Origin of the sequence: Hydrogenophaga sp. RWCD_12 (assembly GCF_046604225.1) — a bacterium.
Classification (GTDB): Bacteria; Pseudomonadota; Gammaproteobacteria; order Burkholderiales; family Burkholderiaceae_C; genus Hydrogenophaga.
Window position 1 is genome coordinate 870,179 of record NZ_JBKIXC010000002.1, and the last position, 14,184, is coordinate 884,362.

The window sequence follows — 14,184 nt, forward strand, 5'->3', positions numbered from 1 at the left end:
CGGGCGGCCTGAGCGCAGGGCTTAGCTGCCCTGCTGCTCGATCACGCGGTTGATGCGCAAGGCGCCCAGGGTGCAGATCACGCCCGAGAGCAGGTAGAGCGACACCGCGCCCAGACCAAACCGGGATGAGAGGCCCAGCGCGACCAGCGGGGCGAACGCCGCACCGAACAGCCACGCCAGGTCGGTCGACAGCGCGGCGCCGGTGTAGCGGTACTGCGGCGAGAAGTTGGAGGTGACGGTGCCCGAGGCCTGGCCGTAGGACAGGCCCAGCAGCACGAAGCCGGACAGCAGGAACAGGTTGTTGCCACCCGTGCCGCCGCCCAGCATCCAGGGCGTGAGCAGGCTGAACACGCCGATCAGCACCGCCATCGTGCCCAGCAGGTTGCGCCGGCCGACCCGGTCGGCCAGCCAGCCCGAGAGCATCACCGCGCCGGCGGCCAGGAAGGCGCCGATCACCTGCACGCCCAGCACCTCGGTCACCGGCTGGCTGCCCTGCAGCGAGATCCAGGACAGGGGGAACACCGTGACCAGGTGGAACAGGGCGAAGCTGGCCAGGGCAGCGAAGGCGCCCAGCAACACATTGCCGCCTTCGTCGCGCATCACGCGGTGGACCGACACCGGCTGCAGTTCGCGGTCGCTCAGCAGCCGCGAGTACGACTGCCCCACCACCAGGCGCAGGCGGGCGAACAGCGCGACCACGTTGATGGCGAAGGCCACGAAGAAGGCGTAGCGCCAGCCCCAGGCCAGGAATTCCTGGTCGTCCAGACTGCCGCGCAGGTAGGCGAACAGGCCGGCGGCGAGCACGAAGCCCAGCGGCGCACCCAGCTGGCCGATCATGGCGTACCAGCCGCGGCGCTCCGGCGGGGCCGACATCGCCAACAGGGAAGGCAATCCGTCCCAGGTGCCGCCCAGTGCCAGCCCCTGGCCGACGCGCAGCACCAGCATCAGTCCGATGGCGGCGACGCCCTGGCTCTGGTAGCTGGGGATGTAGGCCATGCCCACGGTGCAGATGCCCAGCAGGAATAGTGCAATGGTCAGCTTGGTGCCGCGGCCCCAGTGGCGCTGCACCGCCATGGACAAGGCGGTGCCCAGCGGCCGGGCGACGAAGGCCACCGCCAGCAGGCCGAAGGCCGCCAGGGTGCCGTCCAGGGGCGACAGGAAGGGAAACAGGAAGGCCGGGAACACCAGCACGCAGGCGATCCCGAAGACAAAGAAATCGAAATACTCGGACGAGCGGCCGATGATGACGCCGACCGCGATTTCGCCGGAGGTGACGTCTTCGTGGGTGTCGGCCCTGGACAGGGCGGAGGGGCTCTCTTCAAAACCGGCCTGGGGGTGGGCGGCGAGGGCGGGGCTGCTCATGAAAAAGTCTCCTGTAGGTCGTGTGGCGTGTCGCCAACATCCTTCTACACCCCGGGGGACAGGCGGGCAATCTGGGGTTTTCCCAGCGTGCGTTACCGCAATACAGGGCAAGTCCGCCTTGACATTGGACAAAATGTCCAATCGACAAACGCGGTGGGGTCGGTAAATTCGTGGACGAATTGATTTTTGTCATCCGCTTTTACCCACCAAGAAAGCTTCTCGCCCCATGCCCCGTCTGTTTTCTTCGTTCCCGCTCCGGGGAGGCCTCTGGCTGGCGGTCGCCGCCGCGGTGGCCCTCCTGACGGGCTGCAGCAAAGCCGTCGTCCTGAACCCCGCCGGTGACATTGCCGCCCGGCAGGGCCAACTGGTGGTCCAGGCCACGCTGCTGATGCTGGTGATCATCGTGCCGGTGATCACCCTCACGCTCTGGTTCGCCTGGAAGTACCGCGCGTCGAACACCGCCAACACCGAGGCGGACTACGCCCCCGACTGGCACCACTCGACCGTGCTGGAGCTGGTGATCTGGAGCGGGCCGCTGCTGATCATCATCGCGCTGGGCGCGATCACCTGGATCGGCACCCACAAGCTGGACCCGTACCGTCCGCTGGACCGCATCTCGGCATCCAAGGCGCTGGCCAAGGACGTGAAGCCGCTGGAAGTTCAGGTGGTGGCGCTGGACTGGAAGTGGCTGTTTTTCTACCCGGAACAGGGCATCGCGACGGTCAACGAGGTGGCCGCGCCGGTGGACCGCCCGATCGTGTTCAAGCTGACGTCCAGCACGACCATGAACGCGTTCTACGTGCCGGACCTGGCCGGAATGATCTACACCATGCCCGGCATGCAGACCGAACTCAACGCCGTCATCAACAAGGCTGGCGTTTACCAGGGCAAGTCCGCGCACTACAGCGGCGCCGGTTTCTCCGGCATGACCTTCAAGTTCCTGGGCCTGAGCGACGGCGATTTCGCCCAGTGGGTCGACAAGGCCAAGGGCGAAGCGAAGACGCTGGACCGCAGCGCCTACGTCAAGCTGGTGAACCCCAGCGAACGCGACCCGGTGCAGCGCTTTGCCTCGGTCGAGGCGGGCCTGTACGACAAGGTGCTCAACCGCTGCGTCGAAGACGGAAAGATGTGCCTGCACCACATGATGGCCGTCGATGCCCAGGGCGGTGAGTCCTACCTGAAAGCACAGGGCCTGAACCTGCCGCAGGACATCTGCACCGCCGAAGAGTCGATCAAGGTGGTGGCCGAGCTGAACACCCGCGCCGCCCGCTACGCCACGTCCCGCCAATGAAACCCTGATCGGGCGCTGCCGTTGCGGCGGCGTCCGGTCCTTGCCTGACTGAACACCATGTCTACTGTTTCTCCCTCCGAGGCCCACTGGGCCCTGGGCCGGCTCACCTGGGACTCCATTCCCATGGTGCACGAGCCCATCGTGCTGTGGACCTTTGTCGCCGTCGTTCTGGGTGGCCTGGGCACGCTGGCGCTGATCACCAAGTTCAAGCTCTGGGGCACGCTCTGGCGCGACTGGTTCAGCAGCATCGACCACAAGAAGATCGGGATCATGTACATGATCCTGGGTCTGGTGATGCTGCTGCGCGGCTTCGCCGACGCGGTCATGATGCGCCTGCAGCAGGCCATGGCCTTCGGTGACAGCACCGGCTACCTGCCGCCGCACCACTACGACCAGGTCTTCACCGCCCACGGCGTGATCATGATCTTCTTCGTGGCGATGCCGCTGGTCACCGGGCTGATGAACTACCTGGTGCCGCTGCAGATCGGCGCGCGCGACGTGGCCTTCCCGTTCCTGAACAACTTCAGCTTCTGGATGACCACCGCCGGCGCCGTGCTGGTGATGATGTCGCTCTTCCTGGGCGAGTTCTCCACCTCGGGCTGGCTGGCGCTGTCCAACCTGGGGGCGCAGAACCCGGGGGTGGGTCTGGACTACTACATCTGGTCGCTGCAGATCGCGGGCGTGGGCACCACGCTCTCGGGCATCAACCTGATCGTGACCATCATCAAGATGCGCGCGCCCGGCATGAGCCTGATGAAGATGCCCGTCTTCACCTGGACCTCGCTGTGCACCAACGCGCTGATCGTGGCCTCGTTCCCGGTGCTGACCGCCGCCCTGGTGCTGATGAGCCTGGACCGCTACGCCGGCACCAACTTCTTCACCAACGACCTCGGCGGCAACGCCATGCTGTACGTGAACCTGATCTGGATCTGGGGCCATCCCGAGGTCTACATCCTGATCCTGCCCTGCTTCGGCATTTTCTCTGAGGTCGTCGCCACCTACTGCGGCAAGCGCCTGTTCGGCTACACCTCGATGGTCTATGCCACGGTGGTGATCACCATCCTGTCGTACATCGTCTGGCTGCACCACTTCTTCACCATGGGCTCGGGCGCGAGCGTGAACGCCTTCTTCGGCATCACGACCATGATCATCTCGATCCCCACCGGCGCGAAGATCTTCAACTGGCTGTTCACCATGTACAAGGGCCGCATCCGGTTCGAGCTGCCCATGATGTGGACCGTGGCCTTCATGGTGACCTTCGCCATCGGCGGCATGACCGGTGTGCTGCTGGCCGTGCCCCCGGCCGACTTCGTGTTGCACAACAGCCTGTTCCTGATCGCGCACTTCCACAACGTGATCATCGGCGGCGTGCTGTTCGGCCTGTTCGCCGGCATGAACTACTGGTTCCCCAAGGCCTTCGGCTTCAAGCTCGACCGCACCTGGGGCGTGCGCTCCTTCTGGCTGTGGGTGGTGGGCTTCTACGTCGCGTTCATGCCGCTGTACGTGCTGGGCCTGATGGGCGTGACCCGGCGCGCCAACCACTTCGAAGACACCTCGCTGCAGATCTGGTTCCAGGTCGCTGCCTTTGGCGCCTTCCTGATCGCGCTGGGCATCGGCTGCTTCCTGATCCAGATCGGCGTGAGCTACCTCAAGCGCGACCAGCTGCGCGACGTGACCGGCGATCCGTGGGATGGCCGCACGCTGGAGTGGGCCACCTCGTCGCCTCCTCCCGACTACAACTTCGCCTTCACCCCGGTGGTGCATGAGATTGACGCCTGGTGGGACATGAAGAAGCACGGCTACCAGCGCCCGCTGACCGGCTTCCAGCCGATCCACATGCCCGCCAATACCGGCGCTGGCGTGGTGATCTCGGCCTTCTCGCTGGTGATGGGCTTTGCGCTGATCTGGCACATGTGGCTGCTGGCCGGCGTGTCGTTCGCTGCCGTGGTGATCGCCGCCATCGTCCACACCTTCAACTACAAGCGCGACTTCCACATCCCGGCCGGTCAAGTGACGGCCACCGAAAACGCCCGCACCCAACTGCTTGCAAGCCATGTCTGACCACCGCATCCAAGCCGGCGCCGCGGGCGCCGCACTGACCGTGCGCGAGTACCACCTCGCGCACGAACCGCACCCGGAAAACGGCACCTCGCTGGGTTTCTGGCTCTACCTGATGAGCGACTGCCTCATCTTCGCGGCGCTGTTCGCGACATACGGCGTGCTCGGCCGCAACTACGCCGCCGGCCCCAATGGTGCGGAGCTGTTTGACCTGAAGCTGGTGGCGATCAACACCGCCTTCCTGCTGCTCTCGTCGATCACCTTCGGTTTCGCCATGCTGCGCAAGCAGATGGACGACGTCAAGGGCACGCTGCTGTGGCTGGCGGTCACCGGCCTGTTCGGCCTGTGTTTCCTGGGCCTGGAGCTCTACGAGTTCAACCACCTGATCCACGAAGGCGCCGGCCCGCAGCGCAGCGCCTTCCTGTCGGCCTTCTTCACCCTGGTCGGCACACACGGCCTGCACGTGACCTTCGGCCTGATCTGGATGGTGGTGCTGATGGTGCAGATCGGCCAGCACGGCCTGATCCACGAGAACAAGCGCCGCCTGATGTGCCTGTCGATGTTCTGGCACTTTCTGGACGTCGTCTGGATCGGCGTCTTCACCTTTGTGTACCTGATGGGGGTGCTGTGATGGCCTCGCACGACATGACTCACGACTCGCACCACGACGACGGTCACGGCCACCACGGCGACGTCGGTCCGCACAGCAGCTTCTCCGGCTACATGTGGGGCTTCGTGCTCTCCATCGTGTTGACCGCGATCCCGTTCTGGCTGGTGATGACGAAGGTGATCACCGACCGCAACACGGCGGTGCTGGTGCTCGGCGCCTTTGCGGTGGTGCAGATCCTGGTCCACATGGTGTTCTTCCTGCACATGAACGGCAAGGTCGAGGGCGGCTGGACGCTGCTGTCGACGATCTTCACCGTGGTCTTCGTGGCGATCGCCATCACCGGCACGCTGTGGGTGATGTACCAGATGAACGCCCACATGATGCCGGAGCATCCCAAGCTCACGCCGGCCGCGGTGACCGGCCCGGGTTCCTGATCGAGCGATGACCACCGCGCCCGTGGCCGCCCGCCGGACGGCGCTGCACCGCTGGGTGCTGGCCGTACTCGGGCTGCTGCTGTTCTGCGGTTTCCTGGCGCTGGGCACCTGGCAGGTCCAGCGCCGCGCCTGGAAGCTGGCCCTGATCGAGCGGGTCGAGCAGCGCGTGCACGCTGCCCCGGTGGCCCTGCCGCCGCCCGGCGAATGGGGTCGGGTGACGGCGGCCAGCCACGAGTACCTGCCGGTGTTTCTGGAAGGGCGCTGGCTCGGCCAGGCGACCGTGCTGTCGAAGGCCGTGACCGAACTGGGCAATGGCTTCTGGGTGATGACCCCGCTGCAGCGCGGCGACAGCTCCCTGGTCTGGGTCAACCGCGGCTTTGTGCCCGAGGCGCAGCGCCAGCGCTGGGTCAGTGGTGGTGCGGGCGCGAATGCCGATGCTGCCGCGCCGCAGCGCATCGAGGGCCTGCTGCGCCTGAACGAACCCGGCGGCGGGTTCCTGCGTACCAACGATCCCGCGCAACAGCGCTGGTACTCCCGCGACGTGGTCGCCATGGGCCAGGCGCGAGGACTTTCACAGGCGGCACCGTTCTTCGTCGACGCCGGCTTGCCCGGGGGCACAGATGCAACGAATGCGGTGCCGGCAGACCGTCCGCAACCTGGCCTGACGGTGATCCGGTTCGCCAACAGCCACCTCGTGTACGCGGTCACCTGGTACACCCTGGCCCTGATGGTGGTGGGGGCGGCCTGGACTGTGGCACGCTTGGAGCGTCGCCGGGGTGCCTGAGCGGCTCCTTCCCGCCGCCTGCCCATGACACCTCCCCGCGCCGAACCACTCCGCTTGCCCGCTGCCGACGCCGCGCTGTCGGCCGACGCCGCGGCCGGACTGAAGAACCTGCAGCAGCTGGTGCAGCTGCGCTGGATCGCGGTGATCGGGCAGATCGCCACGCTGGAGGCGGCGCACTACGCCCTCGGTCTCTCGCTGCCCTACGACGAGCTGCTGATCTCGGTCGCCTGCCTGGTGCTGTTCAACGTGGTGAGCCTGCTGCGGCTGCGGCTGCCGCCCGAGGTGCGCCATCCCGAGGTGTTCGTGGCCCTGCTGGTGGACGTGGGGGTCCTGACCGTGCAGCTGTATCTGAGCGGCGGCATCACCAACCCCTTCGTGTTTCTCTACCTGCTGCAGGTGACGCTGGGCGCGGTGCTGCTGCGCGGCGCCTACATCTGGTCGATGGTGATCATCACCGCCCTGTGTTTCGGCCTGCTGGCGCGGCACCACCTGCCGCTGCCGCTGGTGCACGAGCCGCAGGGCGGTTTCTCCAGCCTCTACGCCTTCGGCCTGCTGGTGTGTTTCCTGCTGAACGCCGCGCTGGTGAGCGTCTTCATCACGCGCATCCAGCGCAACCTGCGCGAGCGCGACGCCCGTCTCGCCGCGGCGCGCCGCCGCCGGGCGGAAGAGGAACACATCGTGCGCATGGGCCTGCTGGCCTCGGGCGCCGCGCACGAGCTGGGCACGCCGCTGTCGACGCTGGCGGTGATCCTGGGCGACTGGATCCACGACCAGCGCCTCTCCGCTGACCCGCTGCTGATGGAAGACATCCAGGAGATGCAGAACCAGGTACGGCGCTGCAAGAGCATCGTCAGCGGGATCCTGCTGTCGGCCGGCGAGGCGCGCAGCGAGGAGTCGGCCCAGACCACGGTGCGGGCCTTTGTCGATGCGCTGGCGCAGGACTGGCGCGCCACGCGTTCGATCGAGACCTTCATTTGCGACAACGACTTCGGCGCCGACGTGCCCATGGTGTCGGACACCACACTGCAGCAGATGGTGTTCAATGTGCTGGACAATGCACGCGAAGCGTCGCCGGACTGGGTCCGGATGGTGGTCACCCATGAGGGCGACGACCTGTGCCTGGTGGTTACCGACCGCGGCCCGGGTTTTGCACCCGACTTCCTGCGCCGCCTGGGCACTCCGTACCACTCCACCAAGAACCGCCCCGGCGCCGGGCTCGGGCTGTTCCTGGTGTTCAACGTGGCGCGAACCCTGGGTGGCAGCGTGGTGGCCGGCAACCGGCCCGAAGGCGGCGCCGAGGTGACCATCCGCTTGCCGCTGGCGACCATCGCCCTGCAGGGGGCCATGGCGAAAGAACATGGAAACTGAAGAACGACTGTTGCTGCTGGTGGAAGACGACGAGGCGTTCGCCAGGACGCTCAGCCGTTCGTTCGAGCGCCGCGGTTACCGCGTGTTGCTCGCCGCCAGCCTGCCCGAGGTGGAGGCGCTGCTGGCGTCGAACACGCCGGACTACGCGGTGGTCGACCTCAAGATCAAGGGCGAGGCTTCAGGCCTGGCCTGCGTGCAGTCGCTGCACGCGGCGAGCGGGGCGATGCGCATCGTCGTGCTGACCGGTTTCGCCAGCATTTCCACCGCGGTCGAGGCGGTGAAGCTGGGCGCCTGCCACTACCTGGCCAAGCCGTCGAACACCGACGACATCGAGGCCGCCTTCGGCCAGACCGAAGGCAACACCGACGTGCAGATCACCAACCGCACCAGCTCGATCAAGACGCTGGAGTGGGAACGCATCCACGAGGTGCTGGCCGAGACCGGCTTCAACATCTCGGAGGCCGCGCGGCGCCTGGGCATGCACCGCCGCACGCTGGCCCGCAAGATGGACAAGCGGCAGGTGAACTGACCCGGCGCCGGTTCAGCGTCGGCTCAGATCAGGCGCGCGATCAGCGCACCCTCGCTGGGTGCGGCCAGCGGTACCCAGACCTTGGTGGGGCTGCCCTGCGCCACGGTGATCGTCTCGCCATCCTGGTTGCGCATCGCGTCCAGCTCAATCACGCGGTTGCCGCTGGGGTGGATCACCTCCAGCCGGTCGCCGACCGAGAAGCGGTTCTTGGTCTCGACCTCGGCCCAGCCGTCTTCCCGCACCTGCAGCACCTCGCCCACGAACTGGCTGCGGTGGCTTTCGCTGTGGCCGGTGATGTAGTTCTGGTAGTCCTGCGCCGGGCGGCGTTCCATCAGTCCGCCTGTGTAACCGCGGTTGGACAGGCCTTCGAGTTCGAGCAGCAGCTCGGGGTTGAAGGGCTTGCCGGCGACGGCATCGTCGATGGCGCGGCGGTAGACCTGCGCGGTGCGCGCAACGTAGTAGTGGCTCTTGGTGCGGCCTTCGATCTTGAGCGAGTCGATGCCCATGGCGGCCAGCTTGCCCACGTGCTCGACGGCGCGCAGGTCCTTGCTATTCATGATGTAGGTGCCGTGCTCGTCTTCCATGATCGGCATCAGCTCGCCCGGGCGGCCGGCTTCTTCGATCAGCCAGACCTTGTTGGCCTCGGGGTGGCGCTGGCCGCTGCCGGTGGTCGAGAAAGCGCTGGCCGCTTCTTCGTCTTCCTGCGCGAAGTTGAAGCCGTCGAGAGTGGCGACCGGGGCGGCGTCGCCGGTGTCGGTGTCGGTGGTCGCGGCCTGGGTCTTGTATTCCCAGCGGCAGGCGTTGGTGCAGGTACCCTGGTTGGGGTCGCGGCGGTTGAAGTAGCCCGACAGCAGGCAGCGGCCCGAATAGGCGATGCACAGCGCGCCGTGCACGAACACTTCCAGCTCGATGTCCGGGCAGTCGTTGCGGATCGCCTGCACCTCGTCCAGGCTCAGCTCGCGGCTGAGGATGATGCGGGTCACGCCCTGTTTCTGCCAGAACTTCACCGCCGCGCTGTTGGTGGTGTTGGCCTGCACCGAGAGGTGGATCGGCACCTCGGGCCAGAGGCCTTTTTCCATCTGCTCGCGCACCAGCATGATCAGGCCGGCGTCGGCCATGATGATCGCGTCGGGCCTGAGTTCGACCACCGGCTGCAGGTCGCGGATGTAGGTGCGCAGCTTGTCGTTGTGGGCGATCAGGTTGCTGGTGACGAAGAACTTCTTGCCGCGCTGGTGCGCCTCGCCGATGCCTTCGGCGATCTGTTCGAGGCGGAATTCGTTGTTGCGCGCGCGCAGGCTGTAGCGCGGCTGGCCGGCGTAGACAGCGTCGGCGCCAAAGTTGTAGGCGGCGCGCATGCGGTGCAGCGAGCCGGCGGGCAGGAGCAATTCGGGAGCTTTCATCAGGGGGTGGATTGTCCCGCAAGGGGCGCCGCCGTTGTCGGCGCTTCGTCGGATGACCTTCAAGTTCGGGCGCGGGCGGCCGACATGGAGGCATCTGGAGGTGCCTCATGCGTCGATTTCTGCGATTTCTGGCGGTTGGCCTGGGCCTGGGCCTTGGGGCGGCCAGCCTGCCGGCCATGGCGGGCACGCACTGGATGTGCGGGCTGTCGCAGGAGGGCGTGCGCCTGGTCTGTGTGGCCGACCCCGACGACATGGCCGAGGCCGAACCGGCCAAACCCGCCCCGGGTCGGGGCGCGGTGGTGCGCGGCACCCGATTTCCGCTGGACGCCAGCGATGTCTACACGGTCGAGCTCTGGAGTGTGCCCGACGACGCGCAGTGGCTGGAGCAGCTGGCGCGCGCCACGATCTGCTACCGCAGCCCGGGCTGCACCGTGTCGGTGGCCCCGGTGCAGGGGCTGGACCGGTCGCGGCGGCCGGTGCTCGCTGCGCGCTGGTGAAGGGTCGGGCGCTGACCTTTCGTAACCACGAGCGCAGCGCGGTCATGGCTTGAACGCTCAGAATGGGCTTCGCTGGCCTTCGCCAGGGGAGCCCTTCATGGTCCGAGCCGACGCCTTCACCCATCCCTTCGCCGACACGGTCAAGACCTTCCGCACCGCTTCGGGCCGCTCCGGCCGCTTTTACTCGCTGCCCGCACTGGCGCGGCGCTATCCCTCGATCCACCGCCTGCCGGTCTCGCTGCGCATCGTGCTCGAAAGCGTGCTGCGCCACTGTGACGGCGAACGCGTGCTGCCCGAACACGTGGCACAGCTGGCGAACTGGCAACCCGGCGCCCCGCGCACCGACGAGATCCCGTTCATGGTGGCGCGCGTGGTGCTGCAGGACTTCACCGGTGTGCCGCTGCTGGCCGATCTGGCTGCAATGCGCAGCGCCGCCCAGCGGCTGGGTCACGACCCGAAGAAGATCGAGCCGCTGGTGCCTGTCGATCTGGTGGTCGACCACTCGGTGATGGTCGACCACTACGGCAGCAAGAACGCGCTGGACCTCAACATGAAGCTGGAGTTCCAGCGCAACAAGGAGCGCTACCAGTTCCTCAGGTGGGGCATGCAGGCCTTCGAGACCTTCGGCGTGGTGCCGCCGGGCTTTGGCATCGTGCACCAGGTCAACCTCGAATACCTCGCGCGCGGCGTGCACCTCAAGGGTGGTCTCTACTACCCCGACACCCTGGTTGGCACCGACAGCCACACCACCATGATCAACGGCATCGGCGTGGTCGGCTGGGGCGTCGGCGGCATCGAGGCCGAGGCCGCGATGCTGGGCCAGCCGGTCTCGTTCCTCACACCCGATGTGGTCGGCTTCGAACTGACCGGCCGGCTGCGCGAGGGCTGCACCGCGACCGACCTCGTGCTGACGGTGACCGAGATCCTGCGCAAACACAAGGTGGTGGGCAAGTTCGTCGAGTTCTTTGGCGAAGGCACGGCCTCGCTGCCGCTGCCCGACCGCGCGACCATCGCCAACATGGCGCCCGAATACGGTGCGACCATGGGTTTCTTCCCGGTGGATGAAAAGACCATCGACTACTTCCGCGGGACCGGCCGCAGCACGCTGGAGATCGAGGCCTTCGAGGCCTACTTCCGTGCGCAAGGTCTGTTCGGCGTGCCCGGCGCACCGGGCGCTTCGCAGGCGTCGGGCGACATCCAGTATTCCCAGGTTGTTGCGCTCGATCTGGGCACAGTGGCACCCAGTCTGGCCGGCCCCAAGCGGCCGCAGGACCGGATCGAGATCGGCAACGTGGCGACCCAGTTCGACACCCTGTTCTCGCTACCGCAGGCCGACAACGGCTTCCACCAGCCGGCGCAGCGCCTCGGGGGGTCGTTCAAGACCAGCCGCGGCACCGAGCTGCGCGACGGCGACGTGCTGATCGCGGCCATCACCAGTTGCACCAACACCAGCAACCCCGGCGTGCTGCTGGCGGCCGGGCTGCTGGCGAAGAAGGCGGTCGAGGCCGGGCTGACGGTCAAGCAGCACGTGAAGACTTCGCTCGCGCCCGGCTCGCGCATCGTGACCGAGTACCTCACGCGAACCGGCCTGTTGCCCTACCTCGAAAAGCTGGGTTTCTCGCTGGCCGGCTACGGCTGCACCACCTGCATCGGCAATTCGGGCGACCTGCGGCCCGACATCAACGAGGCCATCACGCAGAACCAGCTCGTCTGTGCGGCCGTGCTGTCGGGCAACCGCAACTTCGAGGCGCGCATCCACCCCAACCTGAAGGCCAACTTCCTGGCCAGCCCGCCGCTGGTGGTGGCCTACGCGATCGCGGGCACGGTGCGGCGCGACCTGATGAGCGAGCCGGTCGGCGTGGGTCATGGCGGCAAGGCGGTCTGGCTGGGCGACATCTGGCCCACCAGCGACGAGATCCATGCGCTGATGAAGTACGCGATGCACGGCAAGGCCTACCGCGAGAACTACGAACGCATCCAGAGCGAGCCGGGCGCGCTGTGGGAACGGATCAAGGGCGGCACGGGGCTGACGTACGCCTGGCCCACCAGCAGCTACATTGCCGAACCGCCTTTCTTCGAGGGGTTTGCCCTGCAGGCGCCGGCCGAGCAGGTACCCGGTGTGCACGCCGCGCGCATCATGGCCCTGTTCGGCGATTCGATCACCACCGACCACATCTCGCCCGCCGGCTCGATCGCCGAGTCGTCGCCGGCTGGCCAGTGGCTGATCGGGCGCGGCGTGCTCAAGGCCGACTTCAACAGCTACGGTGCCCGCCGCGGACACCACGAAGTCATGATGCGCGGCACCTTTGCCAACGTGCGCATCCGCAACCTGATGCTGGAGGCGGCGCCCGATGGTGGTCGCGAGGAGGGTGGCTGGACGCTCTACCAGCACGCCGGCACCGGCCAGGGCCAGAAGATGAGCATCTACGACGCTGCCATGCGCTACCGCGCCGCCGGCGTGCCCACCGTGGTCTTTGCGGGCGAGGAATACGGCACCGGGTCCAGCCGCGACTGGGCCGCGAAGGGCACGCAGCTGCTGGGCATCAAGGCGGTGGTCGCGCGCAGCTTCGAGCGCATCCACCGCAGCAACCTGGTCGGCATGGGCGTGTTGCCACTGCAGTTCGCACCGGGCGACTCCTGGGAATCCCTGGGCCTGCGGGGCGACGAGACGGTGGATGTGGTTCCTGACCCGGGCCTGCTGCCGCAGAGCCCGGCGCGCCTGATCGTCACCCGCGCCGATGGCACGCGGCTGGAGCGCAGCCTGACCCTGCGCATCGACACGCCGGTCGAGGTGCACCAGTTCCGTGCAGGGGGAATCCTGCCCTATGTGCTGAGGCAATTGCTGGGCGCTTGAGCCCGCGCCCGCAAACCGGCATCATGTGTGCAACGCGCCCGCACCGGGCGCCAGAGGAGTCGCGATGCGCCGTCCCGTCCTCTACAGCCGATCCCCGCGCGGTGGCCCTGCGGCCGGGGAAACGGCCGTGTCCGGCGAGACGGCAGCGGCCGAGGTGCAGGCGCTTGCTTCCGGGACCCGCTGGCGCCAGCGGCTGGCGCGCGCGGCGACCGATCCTCGTCTGACCTGGGGCTGCATGGCAGTTTTGCTGAGCATGCTGTTGTGGATGCTGTGGCAGCAGACGGCGCACCCGCCCCGGGTGCTGACCCAGAAGGACATCGACGCCGCCGTGCTGCGCAGCGTCACCACGCAGAATCTGCCTTCGCGCGCGGCGCGCGCCGCCGAAAAGATCCGGCCTTCGGTGGTGCGGGTGGTGTCCTACGTGAAGGACAAGAAGGGCGAAGACGTCGAACACGGCGTGGGCACCGGCGTCGTGATCCAGGACAAGGGTGTGATCCTGACCAACCTGCACGTGGTGCAGGCCGCGCAGTCGATCCGGGTGGTGTTCGCCGACGGCAGCGAGTCGGTGGCGAGCATCGCCGGCCTGCAGCCGCAGCACGATCTGGCGGTGCTGCAGGCGCAGACGATTCCCGATGACCTGCACGCGGCGACGCTGCGCACCACCGCCGACCTGGTGCCCGGCGACGAAGTGGTCGCAGTCGGTTTCCCCTTCGGCATCGGCCCCTCGACCTCGGCCGGCGTGATCTCTGGCCTGGGCCGTTCCTTCAAGTCGCACGAGGGTGTGCAGGAGATCCCCAACCTGATCCAGTTCGACGCCGCGGCCAATCCGGGCAACTCCGGCGGACCGCTGGTCACGATGGACGGCGAGGTGGTTGGCGTGGTCACCGGCATCCTCAACCCGACGCGCGCCCGGACTTTTCTGGGCATTGGCTTTGCCGTTCCGATCGAGAGTGCGGCCTCGGCCGCCGGCCTCCCCCCCTTCTGACACCCAGGAGTC

Annotated in this window: 12 protein-coding genes; 10 read left to right on the forward strand and 2 right to left on the reverse strand. The window is 67.2% G+C overall.

The window, feature by feature from the left end:
• Positions 1 to 21 precede the first annotated feature (21 nt).
• Positions 22 to 1,362, reverse strand: a complete 1,341-nt coding sequence (locus tag ACLIJ1_RS11295; RefSeq protein ID WP_411365606.1) for an MFS transporter — start codon at positions 1,360 to 1,362, stop codon at positions 22 to 24.
• A gap of 226 nt (positions 1,363 to 1,588) precedes the next feature.
• Between ACLIJ1_RS11295 and cyoA the strand changes: the two genes are divergently transcribed.
• The 7 genes from cyoA to ACLIJ1_RS11330 are packed head-to-tail and all read left to right on the forward strand — an operon-like array spanning position 1,589 to position 8,436.
• Positions 1,589 to 2,653 (forward strand): ubiquinol oxidase subunit II, encoded by a 1,065-nt coding sequence (gene cyoA, locus ACLIJ1_RS11300; RefSeq protein ID WP_411365607.1) that lies wholly within the window; start codon positions 1,589 to 1,591, stop codon positions 2,651 to 2,653.
• Between the two features lie 57 nt (positions 2,654 to 2,710).
• Positions 2,711 to 4,714 (forward strand): cytochrome o ubiquinol oxidase subunit I, encoded by a 2,004-nt coding sequence (gene cyoB, locus ACLIJ1_RS11305; RefSeq protein WP_411365608.1) that lies wholly within the window; start codon positions 2,711 to 2,713, stop codon positions 4,712 to 4,714.
• A complete protein-coding gene (cyoC, locus tag ACLIJ1_RS11310) occupies positions 4,707 to 5,342 on the forward strand; it encodes a cytochrome o ubiquinol oxidase subunit III (RefSeq protein WP_411365609.1) in 636 nt (211 codons plus the stop codon). Before cyoB ends, cyoC begins: the two co-directional genes overlap by 8 nt.
• Positions 5,342 to 5,755: a cytochrome o ubiquinol oxidase subunit IV gene (gene cyoD, locus ACLIJ1_RS11315; protein ID WP_411365610.1), complete on the forward strand. Its 414-nt coding sequence runs from the start codon at positions 5,342 to 5,344 to the stop codon at positions 5,753 to 5,755. The genes cyoC and cyoD overlap by 1 nt, the downstream gene beginning before the upstream one ends.
• A gap of 7 nt (positions 5,756 to 5,762) precedes the next feature.
• On the forward strand, positions 5,763 to 6,539 hold the full coding sequence (locus ACLIJ1_RS11320) for an SURF1 family protein (protein WP_411365611.1): 777 nt from the start codon (positions 5,763 to 5,765) through the stop codon (positions 6,537 to 6,539).
• Positions 6,540 to 6,563: 24 nt separating this feature from the next.
• Positions 6,564 to 7,907, forward strand: a complete 1,344-nt coding sequence (locus tag ACLIJ1_RS11325) for an ATP-binding protein (RefSeq protein WP_411365612.1) — start codon at positions 6,564 to 6,566, stop codon at positions 7,905 to 7,907.
• The gene (locus ACLIJ1_RS11330; protein ID WP_411365613.1) at positions 7,897 to 8,436 is read left to right on the forward strand and encodes a response regulator transcription factor; all 540 of its coding nucleotides are present in this window, start codon (positions 7,897 to 7,899) and stop codon (positions 8,434 to 8,436) included. The genes ACLIJ1_RS11325 and ACLIJ1_RS11330 overlap by 11 nt, the downstream gene beginning before the upstream one ends.
• 23 nt (positions 8,437 to 8,459) lie before the next feature.
• Here ACLIJ1_RS11330 and yegQ read toward each other — a convergent pair whose 3' ends face one another.
• The gene (gene yegQ / locus ACLIJ1_RS11335) at positions 8,460 to 9,836 is read right to left on the reverse strand and encodes a tRNA 5-hydroxyuridine modification protein YegQ (RefSeq protein ID WP_411365614.1); all 1,377 of its coding nucleotides are present in this window, start codon (positions 9,834 to 9,836) and stop codon (positions 8,460 to 8,462) included.
• Positions 9,837 to 9,943: 107 nt separating this feature from the next.
• Between yegQ and ACLIJ1_RS11340 the strand changes: the two genes are divergently transcribed.
• The 3 genes from ACLIJ1_RS11340 (at position 9,944) to ACLIJ1_RS11350 (ending at position 14,172) form a co-directional block, all read left to right on the forward strand.
• Complete coding sequence (locus tag ACLIJ1_RS11340) at positions 9,944 to 10,333, forward strand: hypothetical protein (protein WP_411365615.1); 390 nt, start codon at positions 9,944 to 9,946, stop codon at positions 10,331 to 10,333.
• 97 nt (positions 10,334 to 10,430) lie between these two features.
• Entirely contained in the window at positions 10,431 to 13,187 is a 2,757-nt protein-coding gene (gene acnA / locus ACLIJ1_RS11345; RefSeq protein WP_411365616.1) for an aconitate hydratase AcnA, read from the forward strand.
• A 64-nt stretch (positions 13,188 to 13,251) separates the two neighbouring features.
• Positions 13,252 to 14,172 carry a S1C family serine protease gene (locus ACLIJ1_RS11350; protein ID WP_411365617.1) on the forward strand — a complete coding sequence of 307 codons (921 nt, stop codon included), beginning with the start codon at positions 13,252 to 13,254 and terminating at the stop codon, positions 14,170 to 14,172.
• The last annotated feature ends 12 nt before the right edge of the window (positions 14,173 to 14,184 follow it).